This is a genomic window from Streptomyces alboflavus, assembly GCF_000716675.1.
Lineage (GTDB): Bacteria > Actinomycetota > Actinomycetes > Streptomycetales > Streptomycetaceae > Streptomyces > Streptomyces alboflavus.
Genome location: NZ_JNXT01000057.1, coordinates 64,379 through 82,831, shown reverse-complemented (window position 1 = coordinate 82,831; position 18,453 = coordinate 64,379). Strand labels below are relative to the sequence as shown.

Genomic DNA, 18,453 nt, shown 5'->3' with positions numbered 1-18,453 from the left:
CCTTTGCCTCAAGCGTGATGGACCGCACTTAACTGACCCTTGCGCCGATCGGCCTTCCTCATGCCAAAATAGGACAAGGAGTCCGGAGAGGGCTCCTTCCGTTCAACTATGGGCGGAATGCTCTGCATTGCACGCTATGGGGGGTCTGTTGACTCCTGATCGCTCTGTGACTGATCGTCACTGTGGCGTGACTGTCCGCTATGGCATGGTCCATCGGCTTCCGTCGCTGATGGACACCTGGGAGGGCAATTCCATCGGTTTGGCCGACGCGGCTGGACGGATGGTGTAGTTGTAGTGCCGAGGACAAGCCGTTCGTCCTATAACCGACTCGACTCGCGTCCGCCATTTCGGGCAACGCGGGTCAAGGTGCAGAATTTAGAGGAATGAACCGAGAAGGTTCGGTTCTCCCGAGGGAGCCGCTCATGACCGCTCGCACCCCTGATGCCGAGCCGCTGCTGACCCCGGCTGAGGTCGCCACGATGTTCCGCGTCGACCCCAAGACGGTCACGCGCTGGGCCAAGGCTGGCAAGCTCACGTCGATTCGCACGCTCGGCGGGCACCGCCGTTACCGCGAGGCTGAGGTCCGCGCTCTGCTGGCGGGTATCCCCCAGCAGCGCAGCGAGGCCTGAGCACGGCGTTTGTGAACTAAACAGCAGTTAGCAGTACACATCGGACGATGAGCACGACCGCTGCCAGGTCCCCCAACCTGGCCGTAACGTCCGACATATAGCTACACACGACACGGGACCCGCCCCAACGGGCCCCACGCCCGATCGTTCTGGGTGCGTCGTTGATCGCGCTGGACTCCGCCGGGTCCAGCGCGATTTTTCATGCCCGCGCGCCCCCGGTGTCCGCCGGCGCTCGTTGTCCCTCGGGTGGGTGCGCGCTGTTGGGGGCCTCTGTGAGCCGACTTGTTGATCCCTGGGTGAGCCTGTCGGGCGGGCCCCGCGGGGTCGGGGGGCGCGCCGTCAAGGCGGCGCGTCAGGTGGTGCAATTGCACATATTAGATTGACCTGTTGTAGGGCAGGTGTAAGTTCCGGGGTTTCCAAAACTCGTTCGGTGACTACCGTCACACGAACCGTGGCTTGTTGCCCTGACTGTCCGTGCGCTAGAGGAGGCGAAGCGCGCCGACGCCCGGTCAACTCTCCGGAGAACACTCCTGTCCTCCGCTCAGCTTCCCACCCGGCGGGTGTGGTGCGCCTCGGCTTTGGTCATGCCTTGGGAGGACTTTCGTCCTCGCGTTGCTCAACGTCCTCGTGGCCCTCAGTGGCCTCGTGAGCCTCTGGAGCGTCCTTGTTCTCCGGGGCGTCGCGGGGGTCCGTGGAGGGCTCCATGGCGAGGCGCAGGAGTTGGTGGCAGATGGGGCAGTGCCGGGTCAGGTGGCGGTAGCTGGTGGCCGCGGCGAGATGGGCGCGCAGCAGCGCGCGGGTCTCGTGCCGTGCGGACGCGGGGTATGCGGGCATGCGCCACCTCCTCGGGAGCGTGCGGCTCGCTCCCTTTTCCGGGGTACCGGCGGAATGTGACGCCGTCAACCCCGCAGCGCACGGGCATGCGAGCCGCGTTGTGGACGAGCACCCCGCTCGGTGCGACCCGCGACGCACTGAGGCCCGCACCCTCGCGGGGTACGGGCCTCACGCGAAAGCGGGCCGCACCCTCATCGGATGCGGCCCGCTTCCTTCTACTGCGGTCCTGACGGGATTTGAACCCGCGGCCTCCACCTTGACAGGGTGGCGAGCACTCCAAACTGCTCCACAGGACCAGGTTTCGCAGCTCCGATTGTTGCTCTGGGCTGCGAGAAAAGACTGTACAGGAGGTCGGCTCCCTGGTCGAACTCGCTCTGTGTGAGCGGACAGTTACAGCCTTTCCGCTAGGGGGCCGCGGCGTCGATGGCCTTCACGATGCGCTTGTCCGAGACGGGGTACGCCGTGCCCAGGGCGTGTGCGAAGTAGCTGACGCGCAGCTCCTCGATCATCCAGCGGATGTCCAGGACCTCGCGCGGCACGGGCCGCCCCTGCGGCAACTGCTCCAGGAGCCACGCGTACTCGTCGCGCATCTCGCGGACCTTCTCCATGCGCGTGGTGTCCCGCTGGACGCTCGTCGGCATCTGCTGGAGCCGGCGGTCGGCGGCGACCATGTAGCGCATCAGGTCGGGCAGCCTGCGCAGCCCCGTCTCCGTGACGAAGCCGGGCTTGATGAGGGCGTCGAGCTGCTCCCGCACGTCCGCGAGGTTCGCGAGCAGCGCCGGGCTCCTGGTGGACTTCAGGCGCCGCTCGCAGGCCTGCCAGGCCGCGAGGACCTGCTGGACCTGCGCCACGGCATGCACGGTCGTGTCGACGATCTCGGCGCGCACCTTCTCGTACAGCTTGCGGTACGACTCCTCGTCCCACGCGGGCCCGCCGAAGTCAGCGATGAGCTTGTCCGCGGCGGCCCGCGCGCAGTCCTCGAAGAGGGCCTGCATGGAGCCGTGCGGGTTCGCCGACAGGGCGAGCTTCTGGGCGTTGGTGAGCTTGTCCTGGGCGAACTTGGCCGGATTGACCGGAATGTTGCGCAGGATCAGACGGCGGGTGCCGCGCCACATCGCGCCCGTCTGCTCCGCCTCCGTGTCGTAGAGGCGTACGGAGACGGTGTCGCCGTCGTCCACGAGGGCCGGGTAGGCCTTCACGGGCTGGCCCGCCCGGCGTGTTTCGAAGACGCGGGAGAGGGAGCCGATCGTCCAGTCCGTGAGCCCGGTCCGCTCCACGGACTCGCCACCGGAGCGCTCCGCCGTCGCGGCCGCGGCCTGCGACAGGGCCTTGCGGGCCTTCGGCTTGAGCCGCAGCTTCAGGGCCTCCAGGTCTTTGTCCTCGGCGAGCTTGCGGCGCCGCTCGTCGGTCACGCGGAACGTGATCTTCAAGTGGTCCGGTACGCGGGTCAGGTCGAAGTCGTCGCCGTGCACGGGCACGCCGACCATCTTCTGCAGCTCGCGCCCGAGCGTGACGTGCAGCGGCTCCCGGAGGGGCGTGGCCCGCTTCAGGAACTCCTTGGCGTAGTTGGGCGCGGGGACGTAGTGGCGGCGGATCGGCTTCGGCAGGGAGCGGATCAGCTCGGTCACGACCTCTTCGCGCAGGCCGGGGATCTGCCAGTCGAAGCCGTCCGGCGAGACCTGGTTGAGCACCTGGAGCGGGATGTGGACGGTCACGCCGTCCGCGTCCGCGCCCGGCTCGAACTGGTACGTCACCTTGAACTTCAGCGGGCCCTGGCGCCAGGAGTCCGGATAGTCGTTCTTCGAGACATCGCCCGCGCGCTCGTTGATGAGCATCGACCGCTCGAAGTCGAGCAGCTCCGGCGCCGAGCCTCCTTCGTGGAGCTTCTTCTTCCACCACGAGTCGAAGTGCGCCCCCGACACCACATGCTCGGGCACCCGCTGGTCGTAGAAGTCGAACAGCGTCTCGTCGTCGACGAGGATGTCGCGGCGCCGGGCGCGGTGCTCCAGCTCCTCGACCTCGGTGAGCAGTCGGCGGTTGTCGGCGAAGAACTTGTGGTGGGTGCGCCAGTCACCCTCGACCAGTGCGTTGCGAATGAAAAGGTCCCGGGAGACCTCGGGGTCGATCCGGCCGTAGTTCACCTTGCGGTCGGTGACGATCGGGACGCCGTACAGCGTCACCTTCTCGTACGCCATGACGGCCGCCTGGTCCTTCTCCCAGTGCGGCTCGCTGTACGTGCGCTTGATCAGGTGCTGGGCCAGCGGCTCGATCCACTCGGGCTCGATCTTCGCGTTGACCCGGGCCCACAGCCGGGACGTCTCGACGAGCTCGGCCGACATGATGAAGCGCGGGGGCTTCTTGAAGAGGGCGGAGCCCGGGAAGACGGCGAACTTGGCGCTCCGCGCGCCCAGGTACTCGTTCTTCGCGCCTTCTTTGACGTCCTTCATGCCGATGTGGGACAGCAGTCCGGCCAGGAGTGAGAGGTGGACCTGCTTGTCGCCCGCGTCGTCCTCGTTCAGATGGACGTCGAGCTGTTTGGCCACCGTGCGCAGCTGGGTGTAGATGTCCTGCCACTCGCGGATCCGCAGGAAGTTCAGATACTCGCGTTTGCACATGCGGCGGAACGCGGAGGAGCCGAGCTCCTTCTGCTGCTCGCGCACGTACCGCCACAGGTTCAGATACGCGAGGAAGTCGGACGTCTCGTCCTTGAAGCGGGCGTGCTGCTGGTCGGCCTGCGTCTGCTTGTCGGCGGGGCGCTCGCGCGGGTCCTGGATGGACAGCGCGGCGGCGATCACCATGACCTCGCGCACACAGCCGTTCTTGTCGGCTTCCAGGACCATCCGGGCGAGGCGCGGGTCCACGGGGAGCTGGGCGAGCTTGCGGCCCTGCTGCGTGAGGCGCTTCTTGGGGTCCTTCTGGGTGGGGTCGAGGGCGCCGAGCTCCTGGAGGAGCTGCACGCCGTCGCGGATGTTGCGGTGGTCCGGCGGGTCGATGAAGGGGAACTTCTCGATGTCGCCGAGCCCGGCCGCGGTCATCTGGAGGATGACGGACGCCAGGTTCGTACGGAGGATCTCCGCGTCCGTGAACTCGGGGCGGGAGAGGAAGTCCTCCTCGCTGTACAGCCGGATGCAGACGCCGTCCGACGTACGGCCGCAGCGGCCCTTGCGCTGGTTGGCGCTGGCCTGGCTGACCGCCTCGATGGGCAGGCGCTGCACCTTCGTGCGGTGGCTGTAGCGGGAGATGCGGGCGGTGCCCGGGTCGATGACGTACTTGATGCCCGGGACCGTCAGGGACGTCTCGGCGACGTTGGTCGCCAGGACGATTCTTCGGCCCGTGTGCTGCTGGAAGACGCGGTGCTGCTCGGCGTGTGAAAGGCGGGCGTAGAGCGGGAGGACTTCCGTGAACCGGTAGTTCTTCTTGTTCAGCGCGTCCGCCGTGTCGCGGATCTCGCGCTCCCCGGACAGGAACACCAGGATGTCGCCCTTGCCCTCGCCCTGGAGCTCCTCGACGGCGTCCGTGATCGCGGTGATCTGGTCGCGGTCAGGATCGTCGTTGTCCTCCTCCAGGAGCGGGCGGTACCGCACCTCCACCGGATACGTCCGGCCGCTGACCTCGACGATCGGGGCGTCCCCGAAGTGCCGCGAGAAGCGCTCCGGGTCGATTGTCGCGGAGGTGATGACCACCTTCAGGTCCGGGCGCTTCGGCAGTAGCTGGGCCAGGTAGCCGAGCAGGAAGTCGATGTTCAGGGACCGCTCGTGGGCCTCGTCGATGATGATCGTGTCGTACGCGCGCAGCTCGCGGTCCGTCTGGATCTCGGCGAGCAGGATGCCGTCCGTCATCAGCTTCACATACGTGCCGCCGCTCACCTGGTCCGTGAAGCGGACCTTCCAGCCGACCGCCTCGCCGAGCGGCGTGTTCAGCTCCTCCGCCACCCGCTCCGCGACCGTGCGGGCCGCGATCCGGCGCGGCTGCGTGTGCCCGATCAGGCCGCGCACGCCCCGGCCCAGCTCCAGACAGATCTTCGGGATCTGGGTCGTCTTGCCCGAGCCCGTCTCGCCCGCGACGATCACGACCTGGTGGTCGCGGATCGCCGCCAGGATGTCGTCCTTCTTCTGGCTGACCGGCAGTTGCTCCGGATACGTGATCGCGGGCACGCCGGTGGCGCGGCCCGCCATGCGGGCCGCCGCCTTCTCGACGTCGTCCGCGATCTCCGCGAGAACGGCGGCGCGGGCCTCGGGCTTGCGGATCCGGCGCGCACCTTCGAGCCGCCTGCCGATGCGGTGCTCGTCGCGCAGCGAGAGCTCCGTCAGGCGGGGGGCGAGGGCGTCGAGGGTGAGGGCTGGCTGCGTAGACATACGCGGTCCAGGATCTCACCCGGTGCTCGGGAACGGCCAACCGATTTCCCGTGGGGCACGGGGGAACACGTACGATTCCGGGCATGTGGTCCCGGGCTCGGCTCGCCTTGCGCCCCCTGGTGGGGGTGCTGGTCGTCGTGCTCGGGGTCGGGGTGCTTTGTGGGGTGGTCGGGTCGGCCGGGGTGGCTGGGGCGTCCCAGGCCGCCATGGGTCAGGCGTCCGCCCCTGCGGAGCGGGTGTCCGCCGCCGAGGGCCCGGTGTTCGCCGGTGAAGGCCAAGGTGTGCCCGGGTGCGGGCAGGGCGGTGAGAAGGGTGACGGGCAGCGGCCCGCCGCGCCGCCGCGTTCCCCCAGCTCCTACGAGCTGCTGCCCGCCCTCTACGACACCCGGCCCGCCGCCTGTTCCTGGCTCGCCGACCAGGCCGTTCTGGCCCTCTCGCCTGGCCGCGCGCCGCCCGCACTCGTGCCGCCCTCGCCGATGGAGCTCTCCGTCCTGCGCGTGTAGGAGCCCCTGTCCCAGGGGTCCCTCAGTTACGTACGCGTACACGTACGCATCACACGCATCAGGAGCAGTGCATCACCATGTCGTCATCCACCGGCAAGTCCTCCTCGTCCACCAGCAAGGCCGCCGCCCGCGCCCAGCAGGCCGCCCGCGAGAAGGCTGCCGCCCGCAAGAAGAAGAACATCGCCGTCGTCGCCGGTGTCGTCGCCGTCGCCGCCATCCTCGGTGTCGCCTCGTACACCGCCTCCAAGCCCGGGAAATCCACCACCACCGCCACCGCCGAGAAGTCGTCCGGATCCGGCGACTCCGCCGGATCCCCGCGCGAGGGCGTCTACCCCGAGCTCGCCGCCCTCGCCCGCCGCGACGCCAAGGACCCGCTCGCCCAGGGCAAGGCCGACGCGCCCGTCGTCATGATCGAGTACGCCGACTTCAAGTGCGGGTTCTGCGGGAAGTTCGCCCGGGACACCGAGCCCGACCTCGTCAAGAAGTACGTCGAGGACGGCACCCTGCGCATCGAGTGGCGCAACTTCCCGATCTTCGGCGAGGACTCCGAGCGGGCCGCCCGTGGGGCCTGGGCCGCGGGGCGGCAGGGCAAGTTCTGGCAGTTCCACGAGGCCGCGTACGCGGACGGGGCCAAGGAGAAAGGCTTCGGGGACGGGCGGCTCAAGGAGCTGGCCCGGGAGGCCGGGGTCGGGGACGTCGAGCGGTTCGCGCGGGACGCCGGGAGCGATGCCGCTCGGGCCGCCGTGAAGAAGGACCAGGAGGAGGGGTACAAGCTCGGCGCCACCTCCACGCCGTCGTTCCTCGTGAACGGGCAGCCGATCGCCGGGGCGCAGCCTGACGCCGTGTTCGAGCAGGCCATCGACGCGGCGAAGGCCGAGGCGGCGAAGGGTGCTGCGGGCAAGGGCAAGGGCAAGGGCGACGGCGAGGGCGAGGGCGACGGCGACGGCGCGGGCAAGGGCGGGGAGAAGTGAGCGCCGACGTCGGGTACTTCGCTGCCTTTCTGGCGGGGTTGCTGGCCCTCGTGAGTCCGTGCAGCGCCCTGTTGCTGCCTGCGTTCTTCGCCTACTCGATCGACTCCACCTCGCGGCTCCTCGCCCGTACCGGGATCTTCTACGCCGGGCTCGCCACGACGCTGGTGCCGCTCGGGGCCGCCGGGTCCGTGGCCGGGCGGTTCTTCTTCGGGCACCGGGAGCAGTTGGTCTTCTGGGCCGGGTGGCTGATCATCGCGCTCGGCGTCGCGCAGGTGGTGGGCCTCGGGTTCGCCTCGCGGCGCATGGCCGAGCTGTCCGGGCGGATCCGGCCCACCACGGCGGTGTCGGTGTACGCGCTGGGGGCTGTGTACGGGCTCGCCGGGTTCTGTGCGGGGCCGATCCTCGGGAGTGTGCTGACCGTGGCGGCCGTGAGCGGGAGTCCCGTGTACGGGGGTGCTCTCCTTGCCGTGTACGCCCTGGGGATGGCTGTGCCGTTGTTCGTTCTCGCCGTGCTGTGGGAGCGGTTCGAGTTGGGACGGCGGCGGTGGCTGCGGGGGCGGGTGTTCCGGGTCGGGCGCTTTGAGCTGCATACGACGTCGGTGCTGTCCGGGCTGTTCTTCGTGCTGCTCGGGGGGTTGTTCCTGGCGTACGACGGGGCTGCGGCCTTGCCGGGGTTGCTGGACGTGGACGACTCGTTCGCCGTGCAGGAGTGGGCGGGGCGGCTCGGGGACGCTGTGCCGGACTGGGTGATGCTGGTGGGGGTTGTCGTGGTGGTGGGGGGTGTGGTGCTGCTTCGGCGCCGTCGGTCCGCCGCGGCTGAGGCTGACGTGTCTGGGTGACCGGAGGGGATTCGGGTTGCGGTCCCTCGCCCTCGGTTCGGTTGTGGGGCGGGGCCGCGCCGGTATGTCCGTGCTCGCGTGTGTGGCCTGGTGAGTGTGCTGTGTGCGTTCGTCGTGGTCATCCGAGCTGCGCGCGGACATACCGGCACGTCCCCTCCGGTTCGGATTGCGGGGATCGGTTCGGTGGGGGTTCCCCATTCGGCTTTCGGTCCGGTGGGGCGAGCGTTCGTCCTTCGGCCCGGTGGGGCAACGGCGAAGGCCCCGTCCTGGGGGACGGGGCCTTCTGGAGGTGGCTGGGGCCGGGATCGAACCGGCGACCTATCGCTTTTCAGGCGATCGCTCGTACCAACTGAGCTACCCAGCCACGCAGCTCACCAGGGTGATCTGCAAGCGGTCCTGACGGGATTTGAACCCGCGGCCTCCACCTTGACAGGGTGGCGAGCACTCCAAACTGCTCCACAGGACCTTGTATTGCGCGAGCGTAATTCTCGCACAGTGTGTTGCGTGCTCCCAACGGGATTTCTTCTTCCACGCAGAGGTGGAGTGGTGATTCCGGAGGAAACGGTGCTCTCCGTCACTGTTTCCTCGGAGCACTGCCGACTCCAGGAGGTTGACTCCCGGTGTTGGTGGAGGTGCTCGTCAGGTCTGGTGACGTCGCTGGATCAGCGTATCAGAGTGGATGCCGTGCTCTGAAAACGTGGCGCCGGGGCCAATGGATCTTGTCGCTCGATGGGGCACGGCAGGTCGGACCGGTTCGGCCGACACCTTGTGTGGCTCGGTGTCGGCGGAGTCGCTGTGTCTCGAAAGCGGCAACAGGGCCCTGTGGCAGGTCCTTTGACGGCGCTTTCTCCTCGCTTTCATCGGGGTTTCAAGAGCCCGTCCCACCCTCGGGGGCACAGTGAGGAGGAACTGATGCACCCCAGGAACGGGAGGCTTCCCGGAACCGCGGCCGGGTCACGCGGGCACGCTCCACAGCGGCTCGTCCGCGGGTTCGATGCCCAGTTCGTCCCGGAGCAGGGTGCGCAGTGCCTGGAACGCGGTGCGGGCCTCGCCCCGGCGGCCCGACTCCCGCAGGGACGCGACGAGGGCCTGGTGGAACCACTCGTTGAAGGGGTGGGCGGCCACCAGGTCGCGCAGTTCGGGGACGAGCTGGCGGTGTCGGCCCGCGCGCATCTCCGCCTCGACGCGGATCCGCTGCGCGTGGATGCGCAACTCCTCCAGGTAGTCCACGTGGCCGGCGAGTACTCGGCCGGGGCTCAGCGTCGACAGGGCTCGGCCCCGTGCTCATCGTCGGCGCGGGCCCGGTGGGCCTCGTCACGGGGATCGAACTCCTCCGGCGGGGGTGCCGGTGCGCGTCGTCGACCGCTCCGAGCGGCCCAACCCGCACTCCAAGGCGATCGCCCTGTGGCCGCGGGGGATCGAGGCGCTGGCGCGGTTCGGCGCCGCGGACGAACTGCACCGGCGGGGTGTGGTGCTTCGGGCCCAGAACTACCACTCACAGGGGCGGCGCGTCGCTCGGCTCGCCTTCGGCGGGATGCGCCGTACCCGCTACCCGTATGCGCTGTCGATCCCGCAGCAGGAGACGGAGGCGGTGCTGCGAGACGTGTTCCAGGACCTCGGCGGTGTCATCGAGTTCGGCACCTCCCTGACCGGCTTCTCCCAGGACGGCGAGGGTGTGCGGGCCGAGCTGGAGACCGGGTCGGCCCAGCGGACGACCGAGCGGTTCGGCTGGCTGGTGGGGTGTGACGGCGCGCACAGCACAGTCCGGCGGGCGGCCAGGGGCTCAACACAGGGATCGAGGATGTCGCCTCGCCGGAGTACGAGCGGGGCGGTACTGGGACGAGGTGCTCGACCGGTGGGAGAGCGAGCGGCTCGGGGTGGCGCGGGCGGTCGTCGGTGACACCGACTGGCAGACCCGGATGTGGACCATGAACGGCTGGCGGGCACGGGCGCGCGACGCGGTGCTCGGTGTGGGCGGGCGCAGCGGCGTCCTGAACCGCGTGGTGGTGCCGCGCCAGGCGCAGCTTTCGCTCGCCTACCCGGGCCCGCGGGAGCGGGTGGGTCGGTTGCGCACCGGGATGCGGCTGCCCGACGTACCGCTCGACGCGGGGCGGTGGCTGCGGGACGAACTGGACTCCACGGAACCGCTGTTGCTGTTCTTCCCGGGCGTGGGAAAACACCGGCGCGATGTCGGGGGCCTGGTCGAACACCACCGGAAGAAGCATGTCGGCATCCGTGTGACCGCGCCGGCCGACACGGGCGAACGCGCTCATCGGCTGCTCGGTCTCGTCCGGCCGTGTGCGGTCCTCGTACGGCCCGATGGAGCCGTCGTCGCGCTGCGCGACCCATTCGGTGATGAATTTGAATTGGACCAGTCCGTACGTGAATTGACCGGTGTGGCAGCCGAGGCGCGATGGGTAGGCTGATCACGTGCTGATATCTGAATTCTCGAAATCTCCGCTACGTGTTGTGCTGTTCGCGGACGGTGCTTTTTCTCATCCCGAGGGAAAGACCGCCCAGGGTGTCCTGCGGCACAGCACATGGCTCCGGCCCGTGGCGGTGATCGACCGCTCCCACACGGCCCCGACCACGGCATCCGTGGTCCCCGGGACCGACGTGCCGGTCGTCGGGTCACTCGCGGAAGCCATGCGGTTCGAGCCGGACGCGCTGGTCGTGGCACTGACCGAGTCCGACTTCGGGGAGTCGGTCGACGGCAAGTTCCTGCATACGCCCCGGGAACCGGGTGACCTCCCGGATTTCTGGTGGGACACCATACGTACCGCCGTGCGCGACGGCCTCCACGTCATTTCCTGTCTGCATGTGCGCCTCCGTGAAACGGAACTGGTCGACCTGCTCGCCGACGGCCGGGAAATAGTCGACGTCAGGCGCCCGTACGAGAATTTGCCAAAATATTCCGGACGCCGTCGCCGCACCCGGGCCAGGCTCATTCACATCGCGGGCAGCGACTGCGTCGTGGGCAAGCGCACAGCCGCGTTGCAGATACACCGGGAAGCCCTCTCCCGGAACATTGACTCCGGCTATGTGGGGACGGGCCAGACCTGTCTGCTCGCCGGGTGCACCGAGGGAGCCATCATCGACAGGACCCCGGTGTTCCAGGCGGCCGGACTCGTGGAGCACCTCGTCCAGCGTGCGGACCCGCGCCACGACCTGCCGGTCGCCGACGTCCTGGACGGCGATGGCGCGGCGGTGCTGCTCGACGCGGCGCGGCGCGTCTGGGCCGGCCCGCGGGAGACCAGGGGAGCGCTGTGACGGTCGAGGTGGTCCTGCACGCGGCGGCGGCGTTCGGTGAGTGCCCGACGTGGGACGCGGCGGACGGGTCGCTGCTCTGGGTGGACCTGAACCGGTGCGAGGCGCATCGGCTGCGTCCCGCGGACGGCAGCGACACGGCGCTGCGGTTCGACCAGCCCGTCGCCGCGGCCAAGCCCCGGGCGGGCCGGGCGGGCGGTCTGGTGCTGACCCTCCGGGACGGGGTGGCGGTCACGGGGCCCGACGGGGCGGTGCACATGGTCACGGATTGGTCGGCCGAAGGGGTGCGGGGGAACGACACCGGCGTGGACCGCCGGGGCCGCCTCTGGGTCGGCACCGTCGCCGGGGACGCCGCGCCGGGGTGGCTGGGACGGCTCTCGGGGGACGGGGCGACACACCGGGTGGTGACGGACACCCGGCTGAGCAACGGCATCGCCTGGAGCCCGGACGACCGCCGGATGTACTTCGTGGACACCCCCACGCGCCGCGTCGACGTGCTCGACTACGACCTCGCGTCCGGCACGGCCGTGAACCGGCGCCCGTTCGTGGACCTCGCCGACGTCGAAGGGGTGCCCGACGGCCTGTGCGTCGACGCCGACGGCGGTGTGTGGGTGGCGCTCTTCCGGGGTGGCGCCGTCCGGCGCTACACCCCGGAGGGCCGTCTCGACAGGGAGATCCGCTTCCCCGTCTCGCTCACCACCGCGTGCGGCTTCGGCGGCCCCGACCTGACCGAGCTGTACGTGACCTCGGCGCGTCGCGCACCCGACCACGACGAGCCGCTCGCGGGCAGCGTGTTCGTGGTGACCGGGGTCGGCCAGGGCGTCGCGGCGCCCGCCTTCGCTGGCTGACCGTCCACGGTCACCCGGTGGGCGTGCGGCGCTCCCGCTCGGGCAGGGCGGCGAAGGCGCGGGAGACCTGGACCAGCCACCGTACGTCCGAGGAGAAGTCGAGGTCGCCGGGGCTCGTGGCGCGGCCCGATGCGATGCCCGGAGCCGGATCGCCCGCGGTATCGGGGGCCGGACCCCCCGCGGCACCGGAGCCCGGATCGCCCGCCTGACTGGTCACGGCGAGGCCATCGGCCCGGCCGGGTGGGGTGTACGAGGCACTGCGTGAGGGGCGCTTCGTGCTCATCGTCCAACCGCTCATCCAGGGCGGTCATGTCCCTCAGACGCGGTGGCTGCGCGTCGCGGCCCCCGCCGGCCCCTTGCACAGAACTCTGCTGATCCGCCCCGACGGCCACATCGCCTGGGCGTCCGACACAGGGGATCCCCGGCGGCTGCGCGTGGCGCTTGAGCACTGGTCTGTCGGCGTGGAGGCCGGTCTCCGCGAGGCCGACAACACGAAAGTCCGCCCCTGACCGGCGTCTACCGCTCCTGGCGTGGCCCTGCCGTAGGGCGGGTGTCGCTTCCGAGTCCGGTGAGGCGGGCCGTCAGGCGGGACAGCAGGGCGACCGACTCGCTCAGACGCCGTCTCTCGTCGGGGTCGAAGGTCTCGCGGATGGCGGCGCCGAGGGCGCCGGCGCGGAGCGTGCGCTCTCGCCGGAGACGGGAACGGCCGGCGTCGGTCAGGCGCAGCAGGAGCTTGCGGCCGTCGTCGGGGTGCGGCTCGCCGCGGACGAGGCCGGCGACGGAGAGGTCCTTGACCGATTTGGCGGCCGACTGGTGTGTGACGCCGCGCAGTCGGGCGAGATCGGCCGTGGTCAGGGGGCCGTCGCGGTCGAGGAATCCGAGGATGGCGGCTTCGCCGGGGGGCATGGTGTCCACGGCTCTCACCGCCCGGACCAGCTCACCGATCGACCGCCGCAGCTCCTCGCCCAGCGCGTCTTCGTCCATGGAGCCATCCTAGGCACAGATCCCGCACTTAGTTGTACAGTTAAGTTGTACAAGTGATGTGCAAGTAATGCTCGGTGAAGGTGGAAGGACGTGGCGGTCGTGGAACTCACCAAGTTCGGTCATGCGTGTGTGCGGCTGGAGAAGGACGGGCGCCGCCTGGTCATCGACCCGGGCGGTCTGACCGACCCCGAGGCGTTGGACGGCGCTGACGCGGTGCTCGTGACGCACGAGCACTTCGACCACTTTTCGGAGGCGGTGCTGCGCCGGGCGGCCGCGGCGCGTCCGGGTCTGCGCATCTGGACCAACTCCACCGTCGCGGAGCGACTGGACGGTCTCGGCGCGCAGGTCTCCACCACCGGGGACGGGGACGCCTTCAGCGTCGCGGGCTTCGACCTCACGGTGCACGGAACCTGGCACGCGGTCATCCACCCGGATGTTCCGCGCGTCTCCAACATCGGGTTCCTGGTGGACGATTCCCTGTTCCACCCCGGCGACGCCCTGACCGTCCCCGGCACTCCGGTCGGCACGCTGCTGCTGCCTGTGCACGCCCCCTGGTCCACGGTCGGCGATCTGATCGACTATGTGCGCGAGGTCGCTCCCCAGGATGCCTATGCCGTCCATGACGGCGCCCTCAACGACGTCGGCACCGCGATGGTCGAGGGCTTCCTCGGCGAGCGAGGCCCCGGGGTCCCGACTCGCTACCGTCGGCTCCCTCCGGGCGCGAGTGTCCGGATCGGGTGAGGCCCGGCGGCACTGGTCAGCGAGTTCACCCTCTCGGGGGAACCTCACTCTTCAGCACGCCTGCGCCCCCGAGGGCGAGGCGGACCTCGTGCGCGAAGCCGGCGGTGTCCTCGAGCCCGAATGCCGCGCGTTGCAGCACGAACCCGTGCAGGAGCGCCATGACCACCCGTGATCCACGGTCGGGATCGAGTTCGGCAGGCACGGCGCCCGCCCGCTGACCGGCGCGCAGTGCGTCGACCACCTTCCGCCGAACCCCCTCGAAGCCGGCATGGGCGCGCTGCCGCATGGCCTCGTTGCGCAGGAGTTCGCCCCACGACTGGACGGCGCAGCGCAGGAGTTCGTCGACGGGAACGACGCCGCCCGCACCGTCAGCCACCTCGTCACCGCTCACCGGGGCCATCGCCGCCTCGACCAGATCGGCGGAGGTGGCACTCTCACCGGCGCTGACGATCCGCCCGATCGGATCGAAGATCAGCCGGAACACCTCCCCGGCGATTTCCAGGATCAGTTCGTCCTTGCCGGTGAAGTAGCGGTACGGAGCGCCGACCGCCACGCCCGCTTCGGCGGCGATGTCGGGCATCGAGGTCTGGTGGAAGCCGTCGCGGGCGAAGCATCGCCGCGCCGCGGCGATGATCTGCGCACGATTCGCCTCCCGGCGAGCAGGGGTGATGCGGGGCACGGGCGGGCCCTCCTTCAAACGTGAACGGTCATTCGCCTTGACGGCGGCCCATCATGATGCCAGTCTAAAAGTGAAAGATCATTCGCGTAAGCGGAGGGGGCCTGGCATGGCCGATCGAAACTTCTCTGTGGGTGTCTACCGCTACGAGCACACCGAGCCCCTCTTCGACGGGCGGGTCACGATCGAGGGTGTGAACGCGGTGCTGGAGACCTCGCCGCTCGCCTCCGACCTCTTCCACCGCATGGCCACGGGTGACCTGGACATCGCCGAGTTCGGTCTGACCTACTTCCTGCGCACCTTCGACCTGGACCACGCGCCGTTCCTTGCTCTGCCGATCTTCCCGAACCGCAACTTTCGCCACTCGGCGTGGTTCGTGAACACCGACAGCGGGATCGAGCGGCCGGAGGACCTGGCGGGCCGGACCGTCGGCGAGTTCGCGCTGTACGGCCACGACCCGGGTGTCTGGAACAAGGGTGTCCTGGCTGACGATTTCGGGGTGACGCCGGACCGGATGAACTGGGTCATCGGCGGCACCAACCACCCCATCCCCTCCTTCGACTGGATTCCCCAGCCCGTTCCGGACGGGGTGCACGTCCGTCATGCCGACGGCGACCAGACCCTGGGGGCCATGCTCGAGAACGGGGAGATAGACGCCCTGCTCTCCGTCGACGTACCGCAGGGCCTGCTCGACGGCTCGACGAAGAAGATCCGTCGGCTCTTCCCCGACTACGAGGCCGTCGAGCGCGACTACTACCGTCGTACCGGCATCTTCCCGATGATGCACGTCGTCGCGATCCGCCGGGAACTGGCCGCGGAGCCCGGTCTGGCGGAATCGGTCTACCGCGCGTTCAGCCGGGCCAAGGAGATCGTGCAGGACCGGTACAGGACCGGCGCCGCGAAGCAGCACATGTCCGTGCTCACCCCCTGGTTCAGTGAACTCTTCGCCGAGAACCGCGCGCTGCTGGGCCAGGACTGGTGGCCTTACGGTGTCGGCGCCAACCGAAAGGCCGTCGAGACCTTCCTGCGCTACCACAGCGAACAGGGCCTGTCCAAGCGGCTGTTGTCCTCCGAGGACATCTTTGTCCCCGGCCTGCTCGACACCTGATCCGGGCGGCCGCACACCGAGCGCACCGACGCCGAACTCGTCGTCCAGGACCTGCCGTACGACTACCTGCGCCGGAGCGTCCACGCGCCCACCGGCGTCACCCGTCACCATTCCTCCAGGAAGGCCCCCTCTTCCCATGGTCACCAGCAACGCCGCGCACGCCTCGTGGCTGCGTTCCCTCGCCACTCTCACCGCGGCCTCCGCCGCGCTGGTGGCGCTCACGGCTCCGGCCACCGCCGCGCCGTCCCACCGTGCCCCGTCCGACGCCTACGCGATCACGGTGCACGGCAGCCGCGCCTATCCGGAGAGCGTCACGACCGACCGCCGCTACGTCTACACCACCAGCATCGCCGACGGCACCGTCTACCGCGGCCGCCTCGGTTCGAAGGCCCTTGCCCCCTTCCTGCCCGGCGGCCAGGACGGCCGGACCCAGGCCACCGGGGTCAAGACCACCGGCAACCGCCTGCTGGTGGCCGGTGCCTTCACGGGGCGCTTCTTCGTCTACACGAAGACCGGGAGACTCGTCGCCTCCTACACCGTCCCGGACGGCGGAGGGAAGACTCTGGTCAACGACGCGACGATCACGCCCGACGGTGACGTCTACATCACCGACTCCTTCCGTGCCGTCGTCTACCGTATTCCCGCCGCCGAGGTCCACGCTCCCGCGACCGGTTCCCACAGGGTTCTGAAGGTCGCCCACCATCTGCCGGACTATGTGGAGGGCCAGTCCAACGGCAACGGCATCGTCACCTCCCCCGACGGCAAGTCGCTGATCATCGGCTACTGGTACAGCGGCGGGCTCTACCGGCTGACTCTCTCCACCGGCGAGGTTCGCAAGATCGCCGCCCCGCCCCTCCACAGCGCCGACGGGATCGTACGCAAGGGCAACACCCTGTACATCGCCCGTTCCGAGAACAACCAGGTCGACACCGTGCGGCTGTCCCGCCACGCCACCAGGGCGACCCTGGTCTCCACCCGCACCTACCCGGGAGCCGACACCACCACGGCCGTCGCCCTGAGCGGACACCGGATGCTGGTGACCAATTCCCAGATGGACTCCTATCTCGCCCAGCTTCCGCCGACGAGCCCGGTCTTCACCCTGGAGAGCCTGCCGCTGGGCAGCGCCTCCAGCGCGGCCCAGCACCCGACCGACACCACAACCCCCAGCCCGGCTGTCTGAGCCGAAGCCGAGACAAGGAACATCGCTCATGAGCAGACTCGCACTCGTCACCGGCGCGACCTCGGGCATCGGTAAGGCATTCGCCGAGCGCCTGGCCGTCGACGGCTATGACCTGATCATCGTCGGTCGCCGCCAGGGGCGTCTGAAGGAGTTCGCCGCTACCCACCCCGAGACCAAGGTGCGCGCTGTCGCCGCCGATCTGTCCACCGAGGACGGCATCACCGCCCTGGCGCAGATCGCCTCCGACGAGCCGCTGGACATTCTGATCAACAACGCCGGCGTCTCCCACTACATGCCACTGGCGGACCTGCCCGCCGACAAGGCCCGCGAACTGGTCAACGTCAAGGTCCTGGGCCCCACCCAGCTCATGCGCGCCGCCGTCGGCCCCATGCTGCGGCGCGGTCACGGCGCCATCCTCAACGTCGCCGGGATGATCGCCTTCTCCGGTCCCGCCGACAAGAGCGTGATGCCCCGTCGGGCCGTCTATGCCGGCACCCTCGCCTACCTCGTGGCCATGACCCAGGCCCTGGCCGCCGAGGTCGAAGGTTCCGGCGTCAAGGTGGGCGTGGTGTGCCCCGGCATCGTGGCCACCGAGCTCCACTCCGCCCAGGGCCTGGACATGAGCGCCGTCCCACGCATGAGCGCCGAAGACCTCGTCACCGGCGCCCTGCGCGGCCTCGAACTCGGCGAGACCGTCAGCGCCCCGGGCGTCGAGGACTACCAACTTCTCCAGGACGTCTTCACCGCCGAACTCGCCGCCTTCGGTGGCCAGAGCCCCCGGCTCGCCAGCCGCTACACCAAGTAGCCTGCGGGCGTTTTCTTGATCGAGCGATCCAGATAGGCTACGGTGGGGTCATGGCGAGGACCCGGGAGTTCGACACCGAGGCGGCGGTGAGCCGCGCGATGGAGCTGTTCTGGGCGCGCGGCTACGAGGCCACCTCGGTACGCGACCTGACCGGGCACCTGGGGATCGGGCAGGGGTCCTTGTATGCCGCGTTCGGCGGCAAGGACGGCCTGTACCGAGCGGCGCTGGAGCACTACCGCACCACCCTCGCGGCGGCCGCCCTGCGCGGCCTGGAGGAGGGGGCGGATGTCCGCTCGGCGATCCGCACGATGCTGGTCGAGCGGGTCCGGATCGCGGTGGAGGGCGACGGCCGGGGTTGCCTGGTGGTCAACGCCGCCTGCGAACGCCTGCCGGAGGATGCGGTGACCCGGCGCACCGTGCGCGACATGCAGGACGCCAGCAGGGACGCGCTCGCCGACGTGCTGCGGGTCGCGGTGGAGCGGGGTGAGATCGCGGAGCGGCATGACCCGCACACGCTCGCCGCTTTTCTCGTCACCTTCCTCAACGGACTGCTGGTCTCCTCGAAGATCACGCCGGACGTCCGCGCCCTCGAACCCCTTGTGGAGGTCGCGCTGACCGCCCTCGGCTGACTTTTTCGTGCCCGGAATCTGTATCAGACGATCCAGAAAATTCGCCGATGCCCGCTCGGGCACGGGATCCGGCGGTCCTACCCC

19 protein-coding genes, 3 tRNA genes and 1 pseudogene are annotated in these 18,453 nt (G+C 69.5%); 14 read left to right on the top strand and 9 right to left on the bottom strand.

From position 1 onward, the window contains the following. Positions 1-422 precede the first annotated feature (422 nt). A complete protein-coding gene (gene bldC, locus OO63_RS32660; RefSeq protein WP_003949541.1) occupies positions 423-629 on the top strand; it encodes a developmental transcriptional regulator BldC in 207 nt (68 codons plus the stop codon). Positions 630-1,211: 582 nt separating this feature from the next. On the opposite strand, the gene OO63_RS32655 is transcribed toward bldC, so the two are convergent. From OO63_RS32655 to hrpA, 3 genes are all read right to left on the bottom strand, one after another. Further along, a complete protein-coding gene (locus OO63_RS32655) occupies positions 1,212-1,463 on the bottom strand; it encodes a DUF6274 family protein (RefSeq protein WP_030362761.1) in 252 nt (83 codons plus the stop codon). A gap of 221 nt (positions 1,464-1,684) precedes the next feature. Further along, positions 1,685-1,759, bottom strand: a tRNA-Asp gene (locus tag OO63_RS32650). Positions 1,760-1,867: 108 nt separating this feature from the next. After that, complete coding sequence (gene hrpA / locus OO63_RS32645; protein WP_030362760.1) at positions 1,868-5,818, bottom strand: ATP-dependent RNA helicase HrpA; 3,951 nt, start codon at positions 5,816-5,818, stop codon at positions 1,868-1,870. An 83-nt stretch (positions 5,819-5,901) separates the two neighbouring features. Here hrpA and OO63_RS32640 point away from each other — a divergent pair, with 83 nt between their 5' ends. The 3 genes from OO63_RS32640 to OO63_RS32630 all read left to right on the top strand — a co-directional run bounded on the left by OO63_RS32640 (position 5,902) and on the right by OO63_RS32630 (position 8,131). After that, positions 5,902-6,321 carry a hypothetical protein gene (locus OO63_RS32640; RefSeq protein WP_030362759.1) on the top strand — a complete coding sequence of 140 codons (420 nt, stop codon included), beginning with the start codon at positions 5,902-5,904 and terminating at the stop codon, positions 6,319-6,321. Between the two features lie 77 nt (positions 6,322-6,398). Next, a complete protein-coding gene (locus OO63_RS32635) occupies positions 6,399-7,292 on the top strand; it encodes a DsbA family protein (protein ID WP_078619505.1) in 894 nt (297 codons plus the stop codon). Next, positions 7,289-8,131 carry a cytochrome c biogenesis CcdA family protein gene (locus OO63_RS32630; protein WP_030362757.1) on the top strand — a complete coding sequence of 281 codons (843 nt, stop codon included), beginning with the start codon at positions 7,289-7,291 and terminating at the stop codon, positions 8,129-8,131. The genes OO63_RS32635 and OO63_RS32630 overlap by 4 nt, the downstream gene beginning before the upstream one ends. 290 nt (positions 8,132-8,421) lie before the next feature. Here OO63_RS32630 and OO63_RS32625 read toward each other — a convergent pair. From OO63_RS32625 to OO63_RS32615, 3 genes are all read right to left on the bottom strand, one after another. After that, positions 8,422-8,495 (bottom strand) — tRNA-Phe (locus tag OO63_RS32625). A gap of 27 nt (positions 8,496-8,522) precedes the next feature. Beyond that, a tRNA-Asp gene (locus OO63_RS32620) sits at positions 8,523-8,597 on the bottom strand. A 488-nt stretch (positions 8,598-9,085) separates the two neighbouring features. After that, entirely contained in the window at positions 9,086-9,400 is a 315-nt protein-coding gene (locus OO63_RS32615) for an AfsR/SARP family transcriptional regulator (protein WP_078619504.1), read from the bottom strand. Between the two features lie 11 nt (positions 9,401-9,411). On the opposite strand from OO63_RS32615, the pseudogene OO63_RS32610 reads away from it, so the two are divergent. From OO63_RS32610 to OO63_RS32595, 4 genes and pseudogenes are all read left to right on the top strand, one after another. Then, a pseudogene (locus OO63_RS32610) lies at positions 9,412-10,031 on the top strand (FAD-dependent oxidoreductase). Then, positions 10,009-10,557 (top strand): FAD-dependent oxidoreductase, encoded by a 549-nt coding sequence (locus OO63_RS32605; RefSeq protein ID WP_157854100.1) that lies wholly within the window; start codon positions 10,009-10,011, stop codon positions 10,555-10,557. Before OO63_RS32610 ends, OO63_RS32605 begins: the two are co-directional and overlap by 23 nt. 4 nt (positions 10,558-10,561) lie before the next feature. Beyond that, positions 10,562-11,401: a DUF1611 domain-containing protein gene (locus OO63_RS32600; RefSeq protein WP_078619503.1), complete on the top strand. Its 840-nt coding sequence runs from the start codon at positions 10,562-10,564 to the stop codon at positions 11,399-11,401. Continuing rightward, positions 11,398-12,246 (top strand): SMP-30/gluconolactonase/LRE family protein, encoded by an 849-nt coding sequence (locus OO63_RS32595; RefSeq protein ID WP_030362752.1) that lies wholly within the window; start codon positions 11,398-11,400, stop codon positions 12,244-12,246. Before OO63_RS32600 ends, OO63_RS32595 begins: the two co-directional genes overlap by 4 nt. Before the next feature lie 10 nt (positions 12,247-12,256). Here OO63_RS32595 and OO63_RS32590 read toward each other — a convergent pair whose 3' ends face one another. Then, positions 12,257-12,529, bottom strand: a complete 273-nt coding sequence (locus OO63_RS32590) for a hypothetical protein (RefSeq protein WP_030362751.1) — start codon at positions 12,527-12,529, stop codon at positions 12,257-12,259. Here OO63_RS32590 and OO63_RS47615 point away from each other — a divergent pair. After that, complete coding sequence (locus OO63_RS47615; RefSeq protein ID WP_346009345.1) at positions 12,492-12,755, top strand: aromatic-ring hydroxylase C-terminal domain-containing protein; 264 nt, start codon at positions 12,492-12,494, stop codon at positions 12,753-12,755. The genes OO63_RS32590 and OO63_RS47615 overlap by 38 nt on opposite strands. Before the next feature lie 7 nt (positions 12,756-12,762). Here the strand turns inward: OO63_RS47615 and OO63_RS32580 are convergent, their stop codons facing one another. After that, positions 12,763-13,230: a MarR family winged helix-turn-helix transcriptional regulator gene (locus tag OO63_RS32580; protein WP_051811398.1), complete on the bottom strand. Its 468-nt coding sequence runs from the start codon at positions 13,228-13,230 to the stop codon at positions 12,763-12,765. A 99-nt stretch (positions 13,231-13,329) separates the two neighbouring features. Here OO63_RS32580 and OO63_RS32575 point away from each other — a divergent pair, with 99 nt between their 5' ends. Beyond that, positions 13,330-13,971: an MBL fold metallo-hydrolase gene (locus OO63_RS32575; protein ID WP_030362748.1), complete on the top strand. Its 642-nt coding sequence runs from the start codon at positions 13,330-13,332 to the stop codon at positions 13,969-13,971. A 25-nt stretch (positions 13,972-13,996) separates the two neighbouring features. On the opposite strand, the gene OO63_RS32570 is transcribed toward OO63_RS32575, so the two are convergent. After that, the gene (locus OO63_RS32570) at positions 13,997-14,650 is read right to left on the bottom strand and encodes a TetR/AcrR family transcriptional regulator (protein WP_030362747.1); all 654 of its coding nucleotides are present in this window, start codon (positions 14,648-14,650) and stop codon (positions 13,997-13,999) included. Positions 14,651-14,756: 106 nt separating this feature from the next. Between OO63_RS32570 and OO63_RS32565 the strand changes: the two genes are divergently transcribed. From OO63_RS32565 to OO63_RS32550, 4 genes are all read left to right on the top strand, one after another. Beyond that, positions 14,757-15,755: a substrate-binding domain-containing protein gene (locus OO63_RS32565; RefSeq protein ID WP_030362746.1), complete on the top strand. Its 999-nt coding sequence runs from the start codon at positions 14,757-14,759 to the stop codon at positions 15,753-15,755. A 136-nt stretch (positions 15,756-15,891) separates the two neighbouring features. Beyond that, complete coding sequence (locus OO63_RS32560; RefSeq protein WP_030362745.1) at positions 15,892-16,935, top strand: SMP-30/gluconolactonase/LRE family protein; 1,044 nt, start codon at positions 15,892-15,894, stop codon at positions 16,933-16,935. 28 nt (positions 16,936-16,963) lie between these two features. Further along, on the top strand, positions 16,964-17,740 hold the full coding sequence (locus tag OO63_RS32555; protein ID WP_030362744.1) for an SDR family NAD(P)-dependent oxidoreductase: 777 nt from the start codon (positions 16,964-16,966) through the stop codon (positions 17,738-17,740). Between the two features lie 50 nt (positions 17,741-17,790). Beyond that, on the top strand, positions 17,791-18,369 hold the full coding sequence (locus tag OO63_RS32550; RefSeq protein ID WP_030362743.1) for a TetR/AcrR family transcriptional regulator: 579 nt from the start codon (positions 17,791-17,793) through the stop codon (positions 18,367-18,369). Positions 18,370-18,453 lie beyond the last annotated feature (84 nt).

Coding starts and splice junctions, on each gene's coding strand:
- bldC (WP_003949541.1), top strand. CDS start 423: ATGACCGCTCGCACCCCTGATGCCGAGCCGCTGCTGACCCCGGCTGAG.
- OO63_RS32655 (WP_030362761.1), bottom strand. CDS start 1,463: ATGCCCGCATACCCCGCGTCCGCACGGCACGAGACCCGCGCGCTGCTG.
- hrpA (WP_030362760.1), bottom strand. CDS start 5,818: ATGTCTACGCAGCCAGCCCTCACCCTCGACGCCCTCGCCCCCCGCCTG.
- OO63_RS32640 (WP_030362759.1), top strand. CDS start 5,902: ATGTGGTCCCGGGCTCGGCTCGCCTTGCGCCCCCTGGTGGGGGTGCTG.
- OO63_RS32635 (WP_078619505.1), top strand. CDS start 6,399: ATGTCGTCATCCACCGGCAAGTCCTCCTCGTCCACCAGCAAGGCCGCC.
- OO63_RS32590 (WP_030362751.1), bottom strand. CDS start 12,529: ATGAGCACGAAGCGCCCCTCACGCAGTGCCTCGTACACCCCACCCGGC.
- OO63_RS32580 (WP_051811398.1), bottom strand. CDS start 13,230: ATGGACGAAGACGCGCTGGGCGAGGAGCTGCGGCGGTCGATCGGTGAG.
- OO63_RS32565 (WP_030362746.1), top strand. CDS start 14,757: ATGGCCGATCGAAACTTCTCTGTGGGTGTCTACCGCTACGAGCACACC.
- OO63_RS32560 (WP_030362745.1), top strand. CDS start 15,892: ATGGTCACCAGCAACGCCGCGCACGCCTCGTGGCTGCGTTCCCTCGCC.
- OO63_RS32555 (WP_030362744.1), top strand. CDS start 16,964: ATGAGCAGACTCGCACTCGTCACCGGCGCGACCTCGGGCATCGGTAAG.
- OO63_RS32550 (WP_030362743.1), top strand. CDS start 17,791: ATGGCGAGGACCCGGGAGTTCGACACCGAGGCGGCGGTGAGCCGCGCG.